Origin of the sequence: Microcystis aeruginosa NIES-2549, assembly GCF_000981785.2 — a bacterium.
In the GTDB taxonomy this organism is placed as follows: Bacteria; Cyanobacteriota; Cyanobacteriia; order Cyanobacteriales; family Microcystaceae; genus Microcystis; species Microcystis aeruginosa_C.
In genome coordinates, this window is record NZ_CP011304.1 from 4,227,558 (window position 1) to 4,242,162 (window position 14,605).

Consider the following 14,605-nt stretch of genomic DNA (forward strand, 5'->3'; position numbering starts at 1 on the left):
GCAGTGGTATTAATTTAGGATAGGAAGTTTTCGGGAGTCAGTCGTCGGTCGTTCATACCAAATTAGCCTACACTTCATCTTGATAAGAAAGGCTAGATTTTTTGCAGCTTCTTAGGGAAATTATGACCACTAATCCTCTTAACTCGCTCATTTTAGAGCAGATTAGTCATATCTGTGAGCAATACTCGATCGAAAGTCGTATTCTCGAAGATTTTGCCGATTTTGTCATCAAAAACCACCGTAAAAAGTCTCCCAAACCATCGTTAACTAAATCAAAAACTACAGCGACCACTACAGTTAAAAAAGTTAAACCTTTAACTCTAACGCAACTTAAACAGGCAGTTTATGCCTATTTTGAGGTTAACAATACCACAGAACTAAAAAAATCGAGTATGTTTCAAATGGCTACTAGAGCCTTTGATAATATCAATTTATCTCAGCGAGAAAGTTGGGAGGTTATCTACAGGAAATATATCGGTATTCTTCCCGAAGAAGATTACGAACAGGGGAAAGATTGTATCAACGGTATCAATATTTTTAAATATTTTCGTCCCTATCGTGTTTTCGATCTTGATCCAAATACTGCCAGCAAGGAAGACATTAAAAATGCCTATTATCGTCTTTCTAAGATCTATCATCCCGATAACCAAGAAACAGGAAACTCTCACATCTTTGATCGTTTGACTGTGATGTATAAATCTATCACCACGGAGATAAAATAATCATGCCTCAGAAAGCAAATACCTTCCTGATCCGGGATACCGAATTAGCTCAATGGTTTTCTATTACTCTTGAAAAACTAGAAAAAATTGTTGATATTTTTGATGCTGATCCTAATGATGATTGGGATTTAGTTGAAGGTGTCGATTATCAATTTGTCAACAAAAAAGATAAAGTTAGAGTGTTTTCTTTTGAAGGTGCTTTAAAAATTGCTTCCTATATCGAGAAGAATGAAAAGCGAGGAATTATATACAGATTTAGAGAATTTTTTACTAAGCACGATCAAAAAATTCGTCGCTCCTTAGCACGAAAATTAATTTTTGCTGAACTCACTGACTCCGGCGAAATTCAAGTTTATAAAGGACGGCCTATGATTCATAAACAGAGTTTGCGGCGAATTTTAAAAACTAATGGAACCAAGCTAAATAAAACCGTGAATCATCTTCAGCAAAGAACTGATAAACCTCTAGAATTAGGAGTAGATTTTTACGAAGATGAAAAAAGAGAGTTTTGGTTCTCTGAAAGTGGAATAGTGATGATTTCTAAATCCATGAGTGAAACTTTGACGAATAAATCGCGCCAAGAAATGTGTAAAATGATTGCAATGGAGTTTCCTCTTGCCTTTAAAGAAATTCAGGAAAATCTAGATGACGATACCAAACAAAAAATCGAGATTGAAAAGGCTAAAAAACGAGCTAAAACTAGAGATAAAAACACTTGTCAGGTGACAGGGCAAAAACCGGATAGAAATAATAAATTTAATCTCGCTGTCCATCATCTTTACTCTGCCCAGAAATATCCCCATCTAGCGACATTAGATCTGAATTTGGTGACTATTAAAGAAGAAATTCACCAAGAATTCCACGGTAACTTAGGGGGATTTCATCAACCTTGTACCATCGAGGATTTTATCGAATTCTTGCACGTTTACTATCCCGAACATCATGGTAATTTAGCCTTAAAACTTCAGAAAACTAAGAAAAAACTGGAAAAATTAGCTAAATAATCATTCAATTTCGGGGGGTGAATAGCTCCAAAGTGATTATCCATTTTTTGAGGGAAAGAACGACCACATCTCATCATGAGCGATAATTAATTTATTGAAAATTTGGGTTAAAACTCCTATCTCACGAGGGACAGCCGCATCTAAATCATTGGCAACTATTGTCAACTCCGCCCATAGTATATATGATAGTTGAACTCTAATTTAGGATCTAGCTGGGTCTAGAGAGGATAATATGGATAAGATCAAGGTAGGATTGTTGTTTGGTGGTCGATCGGGAGAACACGAGGTATCTATCAATTCGGCTCGATCGATCCTGCAAGCTTTTAATTATCCCGAAAATCTTGACAAATACGCCGTTATCCCCTTCTATATCGATAAAAATGGCTGTTGGCATTCGGCAGCAACTGCTAGACAAATTTTAACCTCTGGGCAACCCCTAGCTATTGAGAGTGATATAAAAGTCAATATCTGGCAATTTCCCCCAGAAGTGAGCGAAATTGAGGTTTGGTTTCCAATTCTCCACGGACCGAATGGAGAAGATGGCACTTTACAAGGATTACTCACTCTCATGCGGGTTGCTTTTGTGGGTAGTGGGGTCCTGGGTTCATGCCTAGGCATGGATAAAATTGCCATGAAAACTGCTTTTGCAGCCGCTGGATTACCCCAAGTTAAGTATAAGGCTATAACCCGCTCGCAAGTGTGGTCAAATGCCTGTGTTTTTCCGCAATTGTGCGATCAAATCGCCGAGGAAATAGGTTATCCTTGTTTTATTAAACCGGCTAATTTAGGTTCTTCGGTGGGTATTAGTAAAGCTCGCAACCGGCAAGAATTAGAGGCTGCTTTAGATAGTGCTGCTAGTTATGATCGACGGATTATTGTTGAAGCAGGAGTAACCGCAAGGGAGATCGAATGTGCGGTTTTAGGTAATGATAATCCCCAAGCTTCTTTGGTGGGAGAAATTACTTTTGATAGTGATTTTTATGACTATGAAACTAAATATACTGACGGGCGATCGAGTATGGTGATTCCCGCTAATATTCCCGATAAAATTGCTAATCAAGTGCGAGAAATGGCTGTAGAAGCATTTAAAGCTGTGGATGCTGCGGGATTGTCGCGGGTGGATTTTTTCTATGTGGAAAAGACTGGGGAAGTGTTCCTCAATGAAATTAATACTCTGCCGGGGTTTACTAATTTTAGTATGTATCCCCAACTCTGGAAAGCCACCGGTTTAGAGTTTGATAAATTGGTCGATAAGTTGGTACAATTAGCCTTAGAAAGACAGGAAAAATAAGGTTAAATTACCACCATTTCTAGGATAGGAATTACCTATCCTAGAGATATTTATCAATTAGATAGTTTCGGGATCAATGCCCAATTCTCGTAATTTTTGGGCTAATTTTTCCTTCTCCAAGATAGCTTGTTCTTTTTCTAAAATAGCCTGTTCTTTTGCCTTTCGTTCCTGTTCCTTTTCTAAAAAAATCTGTTCCTTTGCTTGTCTTTGCTCTAATTCAGCTTCTTGGGGAGTGGGAACCAATTGACCATCGACGGTAAAATAACGCAATTTACGGTCAAATATGCCTAAATATAGTTCTAATTGTTCACTCCATAAATAGCCGTTTTCATTAGCAGCAATAGCCTGATATTGTCCAGCAATTAATCTAAATCCTTGCAGTTCTAAACTTTCAGGATCAAACCAGAAATAGTTAGGAGTCCGAAAGGTATTTTGATAGAGATTTTTCTTTTTATTGCGGTCAATATTGGCCGTAGAATCGGAAAGAATCTCCACGATCACATTGGGATATTTACCCCCTTCTCCCCAGACTACCCAACTTTTACGCGGATGTTTTTCCGTATCTAAGACGACAAAAAAATCAGGACCACAAAAATCACGTTTTTTTAGTTGTTCTTCGTTATAGTAGATGGTAAGATTGCCCGAAGCATAGTAATTACTTCTTTCTTGCCATAACCTTTCTAAACAACCGATCAGAATTGTAATTTGTTGTAGATGTAGATCACTTTCCAAAGGTGGTTCATCACTCCATAAATCGGTGGGGGGACAGGTAACTTCCGGTAAAATGTCGAGAGTTGTCATAGTTTTTCCCCGTTATACTAGCTTTGTTTAATTATAACTGTTACGCTCTTTTCTGGTCATAAAAAACTAATTTTTTGTTGAATCACGAGTAAAACTGTAGATAATTTGGGTAGCTAATTGTGGTAATTGTGATAAATCTTCATTGGACATTTTTTGACGATCTAGTTTCATTTGTAATCCCGTCATCGAATCGTCTCCGTCGGAAATTAAAAATTCTAAGCGTTCAATTTCCGACCAATCTTTAATGTCATTTAATATCTTGTCAATAACCAGAAGATAAGGATGGGAAGGATTTTTATACCAATTACTGCTGACACCCTGACGAATATCTAAACCTAAATGTACGATCAAAGGGGCGCGATCAAAAAGGGCATTGGCTACCGGTCGGGTTTCTTCTTGGAGAGATAATTGATTAGCGCGACTTAACTCGCGTAATTTCTCTAATTGATGATATCTTTGCGAAATTGACGGCGGATTTTCCCCCCAACTGAGAGCGATGGTGACTAGATAGGTTTGTAGGAATAGATGCCCTAACTTTTCCGCTTTTGTGGCCAGATAATTGGAATTATAATCATTAGCCTCGATCAGCAAAGGTACTCGCTCGACTATTTGCAAACCATAGCCTTTTAATCCGGCAATTTTACGCGGATTATTGGTAATTAAACGAATATTTCTCACCCCCAAATCGTTGAGCATTTGCGCTCCCATGCCGTAATCGCGCAAATCGGCGGGAAATCCTAACCTTTCGTTGGCTTCCACCGTATCTAATCCCATATCCTGTAAAGAATAGGCTTTTAGCTTATTAATTAAGCCAATTCCCCGTCCTTCCTGTCGCAGGTAAACCACCACCCCTAAACCGTTGTTTTCGATCATTTTTAGGGCAGCTTGTAACTGTTGCCGACAATCGCAACGCAAGGATCCCAAAGCATCCCCGGTCAGGCATTCTGAGTGCATTCGTACCATTACAGGTTGATCGCCAAAGAGAGCGGGATCGCCTTTCACAATAGCGATGTGTTCGGTTTGATCTAATAAATTTCGGTAAGCATAAAGCTGAAAAGTGCCGAATTGACTGGGAAAATTACAGACCGTTTCCCGATGGACAAAGCGATCGTATTTTAAGCGATAACTGATCAGATCGGCAATGCTAATTAACTTTAAATTATGTTGACGAGCGTATTCAAATAGTTGCGGTAAACGGGCCATGGAACCGTCGGGATTTTGGATCTCACAGATAACTCCCGCCGGATACAACCCGGCTAACCGAGCTAGATCCACAGCTGCCTCCGTATGACCGGCGCGTTTTAAGACTCCACCGGCTTTAGCACGAATCGGGAAGACATGACCGGGACGGGTGAGATCGTCGGGACGAGTGACCGGATTAATGGCAACTTGCACGGTTTTCGCCCGATCTTCCGCCGAAATACCAGTTTTAACCCCTAAATGGGGAGCGGCATCGATGCTAACGGTAAAAGCAGTTTGATTGCTATCGGTGTTTTTTGTCACCATCAAGGGTAATTCGAGAGCATCAAGACGCTCTCCCGTCATTGCCAGACAGATTAAACCGCGAGCTTGCACTGCCATGAAGTTAATCAGATCGGGGGTGGCAAATTGGGCCGCACAGATTAGATCTCCTTCATTTTCGCGATTCTCATCATCAACTACTACAATAGCCCGTCCGGCTTTGATTTCCGCTAAGGCAGTATCGATAGAGTCAAAAGCGATCGAAGTGACAGTCACAGGCATTAAAACGATAGAACTATTTTCATTCTACAGGTTTGCTCGATCTGCTGAGGGTCAATTTCTGCCAGTTCCCTAGAAAGAAGTCTCCCGGTGAACCTGACGGCTGCCCGGGAGACTTTTAGCTATCTTAAGCTAGAAAATTAGTTCAAACTAGCGGGGGTGATGCTGGCAACTTTGCCACCGAGACGGTTGATCTGTTGCAGGGTGTTATTTAACTGTTCAAAGGGGACGATAATTGCTTTGCTACTGCGACGGACACGGGGATAACCCGGTTTGCTAATAGCGGCAATTTCCACGCGATAGAGCTTACCCACATCACCATAGGCCACACTACCACCCAGAGCTTTACTGGGGGTGTTGCGTTGAGCAGAAGGACGATAGGCCCAACCATCGCTGCCACCGGAGGGACCGACTACTGCCGAAGCACCGTTTTGAGCTAATTCCACCGCTAAACGGGAGGTTTTGCCAGCAATCTGGGAGCGATCGCTGTTGGCATAACCGCGATAGAGTTGGAACATCCGGGTAAATCCCACGGTTTTTTGACCGGGTTGGCTGGCAAAACCACGATAGTAGGGAACGATACTATCGCCGAAGTTTTCGGTATATTCGGCGGAATCGATGTAGGAGTCGATATCGGCCTCGAATCCTTTGTTTTCGTAGAGATCGAGGTGATAGACCACTTCCGACTCATCGTAGGGAGCGCGACCTAAAAGATGTTTGATATTAAGTTCGATGACGCGGGTTTGGAAGTTACCGTAGAAGAATTTGTTCTTATACAGTTCCGATTTGGCCACAGCGCGGACGAATTCCCGCACGGTGATCGAACCGTTGCAGAGTAAGGATTCGGCACTGGTAAGGCGCTCGGAACGCATGATATAGTCATTGCCTAGCACCTGACGATAGACAGCGCGAATAACTGCCTGTGCGTCATCACGAGACCAATCGGGACGTAATTCCACGGGAGCAACCTCGCTAAAAGCGGTTGTCCCTAAACGAGAAGCTGAGGTAGTAATTGCCACTAAAGTTCTCCTACAAAAAAAATGATCATTTTCTGACCGCTCAAAACTAGGGGAGGATCAGTTCGATTACCTGGCCGCCTTGACGGTTGATTTCTGGCTCGGTGGAGCGTCATTCCCAGCGGGGGGAACCTTTGTCGGGTTCAAATCCCAGTCTTTCGGCCGCCATCAAGCTAGTTATGGATATAACAAGGTCTGGAAGAACAGGTGATTGCTAACCCTTTTGCTAACAACCTCCTGTCTTTCCAGACCAGCAGTTTTTTCGTTCGGACTAGCTGAGAGCGTTGATAGCGTAGTCGATGTAGGAGTTGGCTTCTACCGCGGGGTCGCCACTTAAACCATGGTTGGCTTTGATGTATTTGAGAGCTTCGATGTACCAGCTAGGAGACAGGTCGAAGGTGCGGTTGATTTCGTCGATACCAGCGATGAGGTACTCGTCCATCGGACCGGTTCCACCAGCAACTAAGCAGTAGGTCACCATGCGGAGGTAGTAACCGATGTCACGAGCGCATTTGTCTTTACCGCGTTGGTCCGCCGCAAAGTTAGCCCCTTGCATTTGGGTGGTGTAGGGGTACTTGTTGTACACAGCTTGAGCTGCGCCCTGGGTTAATTGGGAAGCTTTTTCGGTTAACGCTTTGGCGGCGCTGAGGCTGGCAGAAGCTTGACGAAAACGACCGAAAGCCACTTGGATTTCGGTGCTGCTTAAGAAACGGCCTTGAGAATCAGCGGCTGCTACGGCTTCGGTAAGGGGGGTTTTCATTGTTTGGTATCTCCCAATAATCTTGCAATAAGTTTCCTACGGTTTAATTAAGACTAGCCCTGGGGACTAGGCGACAGCAGCGGCGGCGCGGTCGAAGTAGCTGGCAATTTCAGACATTAAAGCACTGCAATCGCCGGGGGTGACACCGTTGCGATCGTTAGCGATGGACAAAGCAGCTTCTTTCATTTTGCTTACGCCAGCAGCTACGGAAGCTCCGGGTACTCCTAAAGCTACATAGGTTTCGCGAAGACCATTTAAGCAACGATCGTCGAGAACACTGCCGTCGCCAGAGAAGGTAGCGTAGGTAACATAACGCAAGATGATTTCCATGTCGCGTAGGCAAGCGGCCATACGACGGCTGGTGTAGGCATTACCACCGGGGGTGATCAGTTGGGGCTGTTCAGCGAACAGGCTACGAGCGGCGTTGGCAACGATGGTGGAAGCGTTACTGGTGATCCGGTTAACAGAGTCCATCCGTTTGTTGCTGTCGGCAACCATGGCGCTGAGAGCGTCTAGTTGCGAAGAGCTTAAATATTCGCCACGAGCATCAGCTTGGGATACTACCCGGGTGAATGCGTCAAACATTGTCACAATCTCCTAAATTTAAATGGGATTTGCTTGCAATTAAAATTTTCCCTCTTAAGGGATTTCACGGTGAGTCTGGACGAGCCTTGACCGTGATTGTTGCGATTTACTTTAAGAAACCTGAAAAAACTTCACGGCTCTCTCATAAATCACCTAGGGAGGTTAAACAAGTATCCAGCTTAACTTTTGTCTGTTATCTTGGCCCCTCAAATTAAATTTATACACTGCTGTCGAAACTTTGTTTGTTACAAATTATTAAGTTTTTTGCTGTCTTTTTGTAACGGCCACTTAACAATAACTCGATCAAGTTGGTCATCAATCCCTGACCATGGCTCAAAGCCTCTCACCGTCGGGAAATCAGAGACAGCAAGGCTTTAAGGGTATAAAGGGCAGCAAGATAGAAAATTTAAGCTTTTTTTTATATTTTCCCGCTTTCCCTTCCCCTATTGCCCAAGGATTGCCCTTTCCGGCGCTCAAATTACGATGAAGTTTTGTAAAGAAGGGTGTGGGGTGTGGGGTGTGGGGAGAACAAAGCTGTCTCCTGTTTCCTGTCTCCTGTCTCCTGAAGTTAAACTAGAAACCAGTGATCAAAAAAACTAGCCGTCCGAACCCGATGATTTCCTCCACTCCCGTTCCTAATAGCTTAAATGGCGCTCAAATTCGCCTTGCTATTCGTTGCCTGCAGCCGCAATTGGTCCACTGGCGCCGACAAATACACCAAAAACCAGAACTAGGCTTTCAAGAACATCTCACCGCCTCCTTAATCAGTCAAACCCTGACTAAATACGGAATTGACCATCAAACCGGTATCGCCGGCACTGGAATTGTTGCCACCATCGAAGGCAGTCAACCGGGGCCGGTTTTAGCCCTGCGGGCCGATATGGATGCACTACCGATCGCCGAAGAAAACCAAGTCCCCTATCGTTCCCAACATCCGGGCCAAATGCACGCCTGTGGTCACGATGGTCACACAGCCATCGCCCTCGGCACAGCAGTTTACCTAGCACAAAACCGTCACGATGTCAAGGGAAAAGTAAAAATTATTTTCCAACCCGCCGAAGAGGGGCCGGGGGGGGCGAAACCGATGATCGAAGCGGGAGTGCTGAAAAATCCCGACGTGGAGGGAATTATCGGGCTGCATCTCTGGAATAATCTGCCTTTAGGGACAGTGGGCGTGAAAAATGGGCCTTTAATGGCGGCGGTGGAATGTTTCGATCTCCAGATTCAAGGCCGGGGCGGCCACGGGGCAATTCCCCATCAAACCGTCGATTCACTACTGGTGGCGGCCCAAATCGTCAACGCCTTGCAAACTATCGTCGCCCGCAACCTTAACCCCCTCGATGCCGCCGTGGTAACTGTGGGCAAATTAGCGGCGGGAACCGCCAGAAACGTGATCGCCGATAGTGCTAATCTCAGTGGGACGGTGCGCTATTTCAATCCCCAGTTAGGGGGCTATTTCCGACAACGGATGCAAGAAATCATCGCGGGCATCTGTCAAAGTCAGGGGGCTAGTTATCAATTCGATTACTGGCAATTGTATCCCCCAGTAATCAATCATGATCAGATGGCGGAATTAGTGCGCTCAATCGCCGCACAAGTGGTGGAAACCCCGGCCGGAATCGTTCCCGAATGTCAAACCCTGGGAGGGGAAGATATGTCCTTCTTTTTACAGGAAGTACCGGGCTGTTATTTCTTCTTGGGATCCGCCAATCCCGAATTAGGATTAGCCTATCCCCACCATCATCCCCGCTTTGATTTTGATGAATCGGTGTTAGGGATGGGAGTCGAGATTTTTGTCCGTTGCGTCGAAAAATTCGGCAACTCTAAGACTTTCTAGCAATCCGTTCAAGGTGAACAGTTTTTGCCAAACCCGAAACCGCTAAACTGGTCACTGAATCAGACAGGTAAAAAACCCATGAACAATAATATCCACGAAAACGATACCCAACGGGTGAAAATCCTCAGCGAAGCCCTACCCTATATACAAGAATTTCGCGGTCGTACTGTAGTGGTTAAATACGGTGGTGCGGCCATGAATAACAGCGATATCAAAGACACGGTCATGCGAGATATCGTTTTTCTCTCCTGTGTGGGAGTTCGTCCCGTGATTGTCCACGGTGGCGGTCCAGAAATCAATAGTTGGCTGGATAAATTAGGCATTGAACCCCAATTTAAAGACGGTTTACGCGTCACCGATGCCGACACCATGGATGTGGTAGAAATGGTGCTGGTGGGGCGCGTCAATAAAGAAATTGTTGCCCTGATCAATCAAGCCGGCGGTAAAGCGGTAGGATTATGCGGTAAGGATGGTAATCTGATCACTGCCCGTCCCGTGGGTAAAGAGGGCATTGGTTTTGTGGGAGAAGTCAGCAGTGTCGATACTAGCGTCGTCGAATCCTTGGTCAATAGTGGCTATATTCCCGTGATTTCCAGTGTGGCCGCCGATGAAACCGGCCAAGCTCATAATATCAATGCCGATACGGTAGCCGGAGAAATAGCGGCGGCTTTAGGGGCAGCTAAACTGATTTTGATGACCGATACAGCCGGAATTTTAGAGAATTACAAGGATCCTTCCACTTTATTGCCTAAATTGGATATCCAACAGGCCCGGCAGTTGATTGAAAAAGGCATCGTTGCCGGCGGGATGATTCCCAAAGTTGGCTGCTGTGTGCGATCGCTGGCCCAGGGAGTTCAGGCCGCTCATATTATCGATGGTCGTCTTCCCCACGCCCTTTTACTGGAAATTTTTACCGATCGAGGCATCGGTTCCATGATTGTGGCTTCCGGTTATACTAACCTATAGTAGTAATTACCGTACTTTTGGCTAAAAAGACTTGCCTAAAACCACGGATCTGGTGTACAAGTAAGTTAATAAACGCGCTTCTCGCTCCTTTGTAATGGCAAAAGTCTTAGTCTTGAGTTAGTTTAGTCGGGAAGCGCAAAATCCGAAGTATTCATAGCAATTGAATTTATGACCAAACAAGCTGTAGCTCACCCGATGGTGAAGTTTCAACGCAAGGTTAGCAAGTGGATAGATGCAAAAGTAGTCAAACCTAGCGATAGTATCTGGAAACTCGCTCTTTTATACGGAGATGAGTGGGGATACTGGAAGCAAGAGTTGCTCGATTTCGGTTTCTCCATGCAAGACCCTCTCAGCGAAGTGGTAGCGGTAGAAGCTTGGGACGAAGAATAAGCGACCATCGACTCAAAAGCAGCTTTCTACCAAGATTATCGCCATGGGATCGACTCCGATTATCCTTTCCGCTCTGGTTATCTTATCCTTAAGCGCGAGTTGTTCTCCCGGGACCGAAACCCAACCACCGTCACCAGCGGCCCGTACTACTACCGTCAACGTCACCACCGCTAAACTGGCAACCATCGGACGCAATCTCGATTACACGGGAACTACCCGACCTTTAAAAGTCGTTTCTCTGCGATCGCAAGCCACCGGTCAGTTACTCAATCTCCCCGTCGAGGTGGGAGATGAGGTGCAATTAGGACAAATCCTCGCTCATGTTGATGATCGTCTCCTCGCCACCGTTGTCCGGCAAGAAAAATCCGCCCTGTCGGCCCTAGAAGCAGAATTAGCCCGGGCGAGAATTGAAGTCAGTAACGCTGAAATTGAAGTGGAGCGCCTACAACTACAATACCAACAGGCCAAAAATGATGCCGAGCGCCTGCAAAAATTAGCCCTAGAAGGAGCAATTCCCCTGCAACAGGGTGAAACAGCCCAAACCACGGCGGCAGTGGCTTTAAAAGCCGTTAATAGCGCCAGATCGAGAATTAAAGTCGAGGAACAGGTGGTGGCGGGAATTATCGGCAGAATTGCCGCCCAAAAATCGGTCATCGCTCAGGAACAACAACGTCAGGCCTACGCTATTCTTAAATCACCGGCGACGGGGATAGTTATCGAAAAACTAAAAGAGCCGGGGGATTTAGTCAGTATCGGCGATGAAGTCCTCAAAATTGGTGATTTTCAACAGGTCAAGGTAGTAGTATTATTATCGGAATTGGATTTAAAAACAATTAATTTAGGACAAACGGTTAATGTCAGCCTTGATGCTTTCGGTGAGAGAAATTTTTCCGGTCGCATTAACAGGATTTTTCCCCTCAGCCAAGGCACGGCCCGGCGGATTCCCGTGGAGATTACTCTACCCAATGGGGATGGTTTAATTAAAGGGGGATTATTGGCCCGGGTGCGGTTTAATAATAATTCTGCCCCTCAGGTGATTGTCCCCGAAACAGCAATTGTCAGTCAAGGGGAATCCCCGGCAATTTTCGTCCTTTCCGAGTCTAACTCACAAGTGCAAAAACGTCCCGTTCGTCTCGGTCAAGCGCTCGACGGTCAAGTAGAAATTATCACCGGACTTGAACCGGGGGAGCGTTTCGTCGTTAATAGTAGTAAACCTTTGCAAAATGGCGAAAAAGTCCGGGTCAGTATCCTCAGTAATCCTTGATTAGTTGGGGATTGCTAAGTAGTTAGGTGTTAAAAACTGTCAGATTACCCCTCTTATCAAGGGGTGACTAAGGGGGGATCAAGGGGGGATTAAAGGCAAAATCCATTTTTAATTTAATTATAACCAGCTACTTAATTACTCTTGACAAAATCCCAGCACTTGACATATACTTATTTATATAATGGGAATCCCTGCCTGCCTGCGACCCCCTCATTTTCAGGCTAGATAGACTTAAAAAAAATTAAATTTTGGGCGCACACAGTTCGATAAACTCACTGACCATGATGCGCTTATTGTAATTAGTACAATCATATTATTCTCTGGAGCGATTGTATTTGTCCTCTTTGAGGGGGTTAAATACAGAAACCAAAAACCTAACTAATACTATTCAAAATTACTCATGACTTATGCTATAATCGTTCTATGAGTAAGTTGACCATATCAGAAGCGGCTAAATTAAAAGGTGTAAGCGTATCGACATTAAGACGTTGGGAGTCTGAAGGTAAACTAATTCCAGAACGGACTGCTAATGGGCATCGTCGTTATACAATTTCTCAGTTGCTTGGTTTAAAAGAGAATCTCTCTTATACTGTTGGCTATTGCCGTGTTTCTAGTCATGACCAAAAGAAAGATTTAGAACGTCAAAAAGAAGTTGTCGAATTGTTTTGCGCTCAAAACGGTTGGCCAGTTGAAATTATAGACGACTTAGGTTCAGGACTTAACTACAACAAAAAAGGATTAAAGCGATTAATTCGGTTGATTGTTGATAGTAAAGTAGAGAGATTGGTCTTAACTCATAAGGATAGATTACTTAGATTTGGTAGTGAATTAATCTTTAGTCTGTGTGAGCAATTCGGGACTGAAGTTGTCATTATCAATCGAACTGAAGACAGTACATTTGAGGAGGATTTGGCGCAAGATGTCTTAGAAATTATTACGGTATTTTCCGCTAGATTGTATGGCTCTAGAAGCCATAAAAATAGAAAAATCGTAGAGGAGTTAAGAGACGTTGCTACTAGGATTCAAGACTGAGTTAAAACCAAATAATCAACAACGCTCATTATTAGCCCAACACGCAGGAACCGCACGTCATGCTTGGAATTGGGGTTTGGCTTTAACCAAGCAAATTTTAGACCATAATCAAGCTAACCCTGATGAAAAAATCAAGTTTCCTACGGCTATTGACCTTCACAAATGGTTGGTAGCATTGGTAAAATCAGAGCATGATTGGTATTACCAAGTGTCTAAATGCGCCCCCCAATGGGCGTTAAGAGCTTTATCCGATGCTTGGAAAAGATGCTTCAAGAAGATAGCCAAACCACCAAATTTCAAGAAGAAAGGTAAACAGGATAGTTTCACTTTAGATGGGAGCATTAAAATTGCCCATCAAAAGATAAAAGTTCCTGTGATTGGTTGGTTAAAAACTTACGAGCGGCTACCTGATGGATACCAGCCAAAATCTGTTACTATTAGTAAAAAAGCTAATAGGTGGTTTATTAGTTTTAAGATGGAAGTTGAACCACAAACAACCAATAAAACTCATGATGTAGTTGGTTGTGATCTGGGAATTAAATCTTTGGCTACTTTATCGACAGGTGAAACGTTTGAAGGCTCTAAAAGTTATCGTAAATACGAAAAACAATTAGCCAGACTTCAATACTTGAACCGACATAAGGTAAAAGGTTCAAATAATTGGAATAAAGCCCAACGGCAAATAGCTAAACTTCATTTTAAAATAGCTAATATCCGTAAAGATACGTTACATAAACTCACCACTTATTTAGCCAAGAACCACGGCCAGATAGTAATTGAGGATTTAAATGTGTCTGGGATGATGGCTAATCACAAATTAGCTAAAGCCATTCAGGATATGGGTTTTTACGAGTTCCGAAGACAACTTAATTATAAATCTCAGTTGTATGGTTCGGAATTAATCATAGCTGATAGGTGGTTTCCTAGCAGTAAAACCTGTTTTAATTGTGGGTACAAGAAAGAGTCTCTATCTTTAACTGAAAGAGTTTTTGAGTGTGAACAATGCCATGCAGTTTGCGGTCGAGACTTGAACGCTAGTCTGAATCTAGCTTCTTTGGCGGTGAGTTCCACCGTGTCAGCTTGTGGAGTAGATAGTGCCGACACTACTACAGTGAAGCAGGAAGTTAACGTCAAATTTGCTCATGAGTAGATTTGAGTAGGTTTAACAGAACGGAATAATAATACAATTGAGAATGC

14 protein-coding genes are annotated in these 14,605 nt (G+C 43.9%); 9 read left to right on the plus strand and 5 right to left on the minus strand.

Annotated features, from left to right (window positions below):
• The first annotated feature begins 122 nt into the window (after positions 1–122).
• From myaer_RS22595 to myaer_RS20715, 3 genes are all read left to right on the plus strand, one after another.
• Complete coding sequence (locus myaer_RS22595; protein ID WP_046663497.1) at positions 123–722, plus strand: J domain-containing protein; 600 nt, start codon at positions 123–125, stop codon at positions 720–722.
• A gap of 2 nt (positions 723–724) precedes the next feature.
• Positions 725–1,726 (plus strand): hypothetical protein, encoded by a 1,002-nt coding sequence (locus tag myaer_RS20710; protein WP_046663498.1) that lies wholly within the window; start codon positions 725–727, stop codon positions 1,724–1,726.
• Between the two features lie 232 nt (positions 1,727–1,958).
• Positions 1,959–3,017 carry a D-alanine--D-alanine ligase family protein gene (locus myaer_RS20715; RefSeq protein WP_002749933.1) on the plus strand — a complete coding sequence of 353 codons (1,059 nt, stop codon included), beginning with the start codon at positions 1,959–1,961 and terminating at the stop codon, positions 3,015–3,017.
• A gap of 57 nt (positions 3,018–3,074) precedes the next feature.
• On the opposite strand, the gene myaer_RS20720 is transcribed toward myaer_RS20715, so the two are convergent.
• The 5 genes from myaer_RS20720 to myaer_RS20740 all read right to left on the minus strand — a co-directional run bounded on the left by myaer_RS20720 (position 3,075) and on the right by myaer_RS20740 (position 7,919).
• Positions 3,075–3,818 carry a Uma2 family endonuclease gene (locus myaer_RS20720; protein WP_046663499.1) on the minus strand — a complete coding sequence of 248 codons (744 nt, stop codon included), beginning with the start codon at positions 3,816–3,818 and terminating at the stop codon, positions 3,075–3,077.
• 66 nt (positions 3,819–3,884) lie between these two features.
• The gene (gene ribBA / locus myaer_RS20725) at positions 3,885–5,561 is read right to left on the minus strand and encodes a bifunctional 3,4-dihydroxy-2-butanone-4-phosphate synthase/GTP cyclohydrolase II (RefSeq protein WP_046663500.1); all 1,677 of its coding nucleotides are present in this window, start codon (positions 5,559–5,561) and stop codon (positions 3,885–3,887) included.
• Between the two features lie 137 nt (positions 5,562–5,698).
• Positions 5,699–6,577: a phycobilisome linker polypeptide gene (locus myaer_RS20730; RefSeq protein ID WP_002736362.1), complete on the minus strand. Its 879-nt coding sequence runs from the start codon at positions 6,575–6,577 to the stop codon at positions 5,699–5,701.
• Positions 6,578–6,845: 268 nt separating this feature from the next.
• Positions 6,846–7,334, minus strand: coding sequence for a phycocyanin subunit alpha (gene cpcA, locus myaer_RS20735; protein WP_046663501.1), 489 nt, complete (start codon positions 7,332–7,334; stop codon positions 6,846–6,848).
• A 66-nt stretch (positions 7,335–7,400) separates the two neighbouring features.
• Entirely contained in the window at positions 7,401–7,919 is a 519-nt protein-coding gene (locus myaer_RS20740; RefSeq protein ID WP_002771747.1) for a phycocyanin subunit beta, read from the minus strand.
• 613 nt (positions 7,920–8,532) lie between these two features.
• Between myaer_RS20740 and myaer_RS20750 the strand changes: the two genes are divergently transcribed.
• The 6 genes from myaer_RS20750 to myaer_RS20775 all read left to right on the plus strand — a co-directional run bounded on the left by myaer_RS20750 (position 8,533) and on the right by myaer_RS20775 (position 14,558).
• The gene (locus myaer_RS20750; RefSeq protein ID WP_046663502.1) at positions 8,533–9,756 is read left to right on the plus strand and encodes a M20 family metallopeptidase; all 1,224 of its coding nucleotides are present in this window, start codon (positions 8,533–8,535) and stop codon (positions 9,754–9,756) included.
• Positions 9,757–9,834: 78 nt separating this feature from the next.
• Positions 9,835–10,722, plus strand: a complete 888-nt coding sequence (gene argB, locus myaer_RS20755) for an acetylglutamate kinase (protein WP_046663503.1) — start codon at positions 9,835–9,837, stop codon at positions 10,720–10,722.
• A gap of 168 nt (positions 10,723–10,890) precedes the next feature.
• The gene (locus myaer_RS20760; protein WP_002759020.1) at positions 10,891–11,112 is read left to right on the plus strand and encodes a DUF4327 family protein; all 222 of its coding nucleotides are present in this window, start codon (positions 10,891–10,893) and stop codon (positions 11,110–11,112) included.
• A gap of 43 nt (positions 11,113–11,155) precedes the next feature.
• A complete protein-coding gene (locus myaer_RS20765; RefSeq protein ID WP_046663504.1) occupies positions 11,156–12,376 on the plus strand; it encodes an efflux RND transporter periplasmic adaptor subunit in 1,221 nt (406 codons plus the stop codon).
• A gap of 423 nt (positions 12,377–12,799) precedes the next feature.
• On the plus strand, positions 12,800–13,408 hold the full coding sequence (locus myaer_RS20770) for an IS607 family transposase (RefSeq protein WP_046663506.1): 609 nt from the start codon (positions 12,800–12,802) through the stop codon (positions 13,406–13,408).
• The gene (locus myaer_RS20775; RefSeq protein ID WP_046663507.1) at positions 13,386–14,558 is read left to right on the plus strand and encodes an RNA-guided endonuclease InsQ/TnpB family protein; all 1,173 of its coding nucleotides are present in this window, start codon (positions 13,386–13,388) and stop codon (positions 14,556–14,558) included. Before myaer_RS20770 ends, myaer_RS20775 begins: the two co-directional genes overlap by 23 nt.
• The last annotated feature ends 47 nt before the right edge of the window (positions 14,559–14,605 follow it).

Excerpts from the sequence above, each read along its gene's own strand:
- myaer_RS22595 (WP_046663497.1), top strand. The coding sequence starts at position 123 with ATGACCACTAATCCTCTTAACTCGCTCATTTTAGAGCAGATTAGTCAT.
- myaer_RS20710 (WP_046663498.1), top strand. The coding sequence starts at position 725 with ATGCCTCAGAAAGCAAATACCTTCCTGATCCGGGATACCGAATTAGCT.
- myaer_RS20715 (WP_002749933.1), top strand. The coding sequence starts at position 1,959 with ATGGATAAGATCAAGGTAGGATTGTTGTTTGGTGGTCGATCGGGAGAA.
- myaer_RS20720 (WP_046663499.1), bottom strand. The coding sequence starts at position 3,818 with ATGACAACTCTCGACATTTTACCGGAAGTTACCTGTCCCCCCACCGAT.
- ribBA (WP_046663500.1), bottom strand. The coding sequence starts at position 5,561 with ATGCCTGTGACTGTCACTTCGATCGCTTTTGACTCTATCGATACTGCC.
- cpcA (WP_046663501.1), bottom strand. The coding sequence starts at position 7,334 with ATGAAAACCCCCCTTACCGAAGCCGTAGCAGCCGCTGATTCTCAAGGC.
- myaer_RS20740 (WP_002771747.1), bottom strand. The coding sequence starts at position 7,919 with ATGTTTGACGCATTCACCCGGGTAGTATCCCAAGCTGATGCTCGTGGC.
- myaer_RS20750 (WP_046663502.1), top strand. The coding sequence starts at position 8,533 with ATGATTTCCTCCACTCCCGTTCCTAATAGCTTAAATGGCGCTCAAATT.
- argB (WP_046663503.1), top strand. The coding sequence starts at position 9,835 with ATGAACAATAATATCCACGAAAACGATACCCAACGGGTGAAAATCCTC.
- myaer_RS20760 (WP_002759020.1), top strand. The coding sequence starts at position 10,891 with ATGACCAAACAAGCTGTAGCTCACCCGATGGTGAAGTTTCAACGCAAG.
- myaer_RS20765 (WP_046663504.1), top strand. The coding sequence starts at position 11,156 with ATGGGATCGACTCCGATTATCCTTTCCGCTCTGGTTATCTTATCCTTA.
- myaer_RS20770 (WP_046663506.1), top strand. The coding sequence starts at position 12,800 with ATGAGTAAGTTGACCATATCAGAAGCGGCTAAATTAAAAGGTGTAAGC.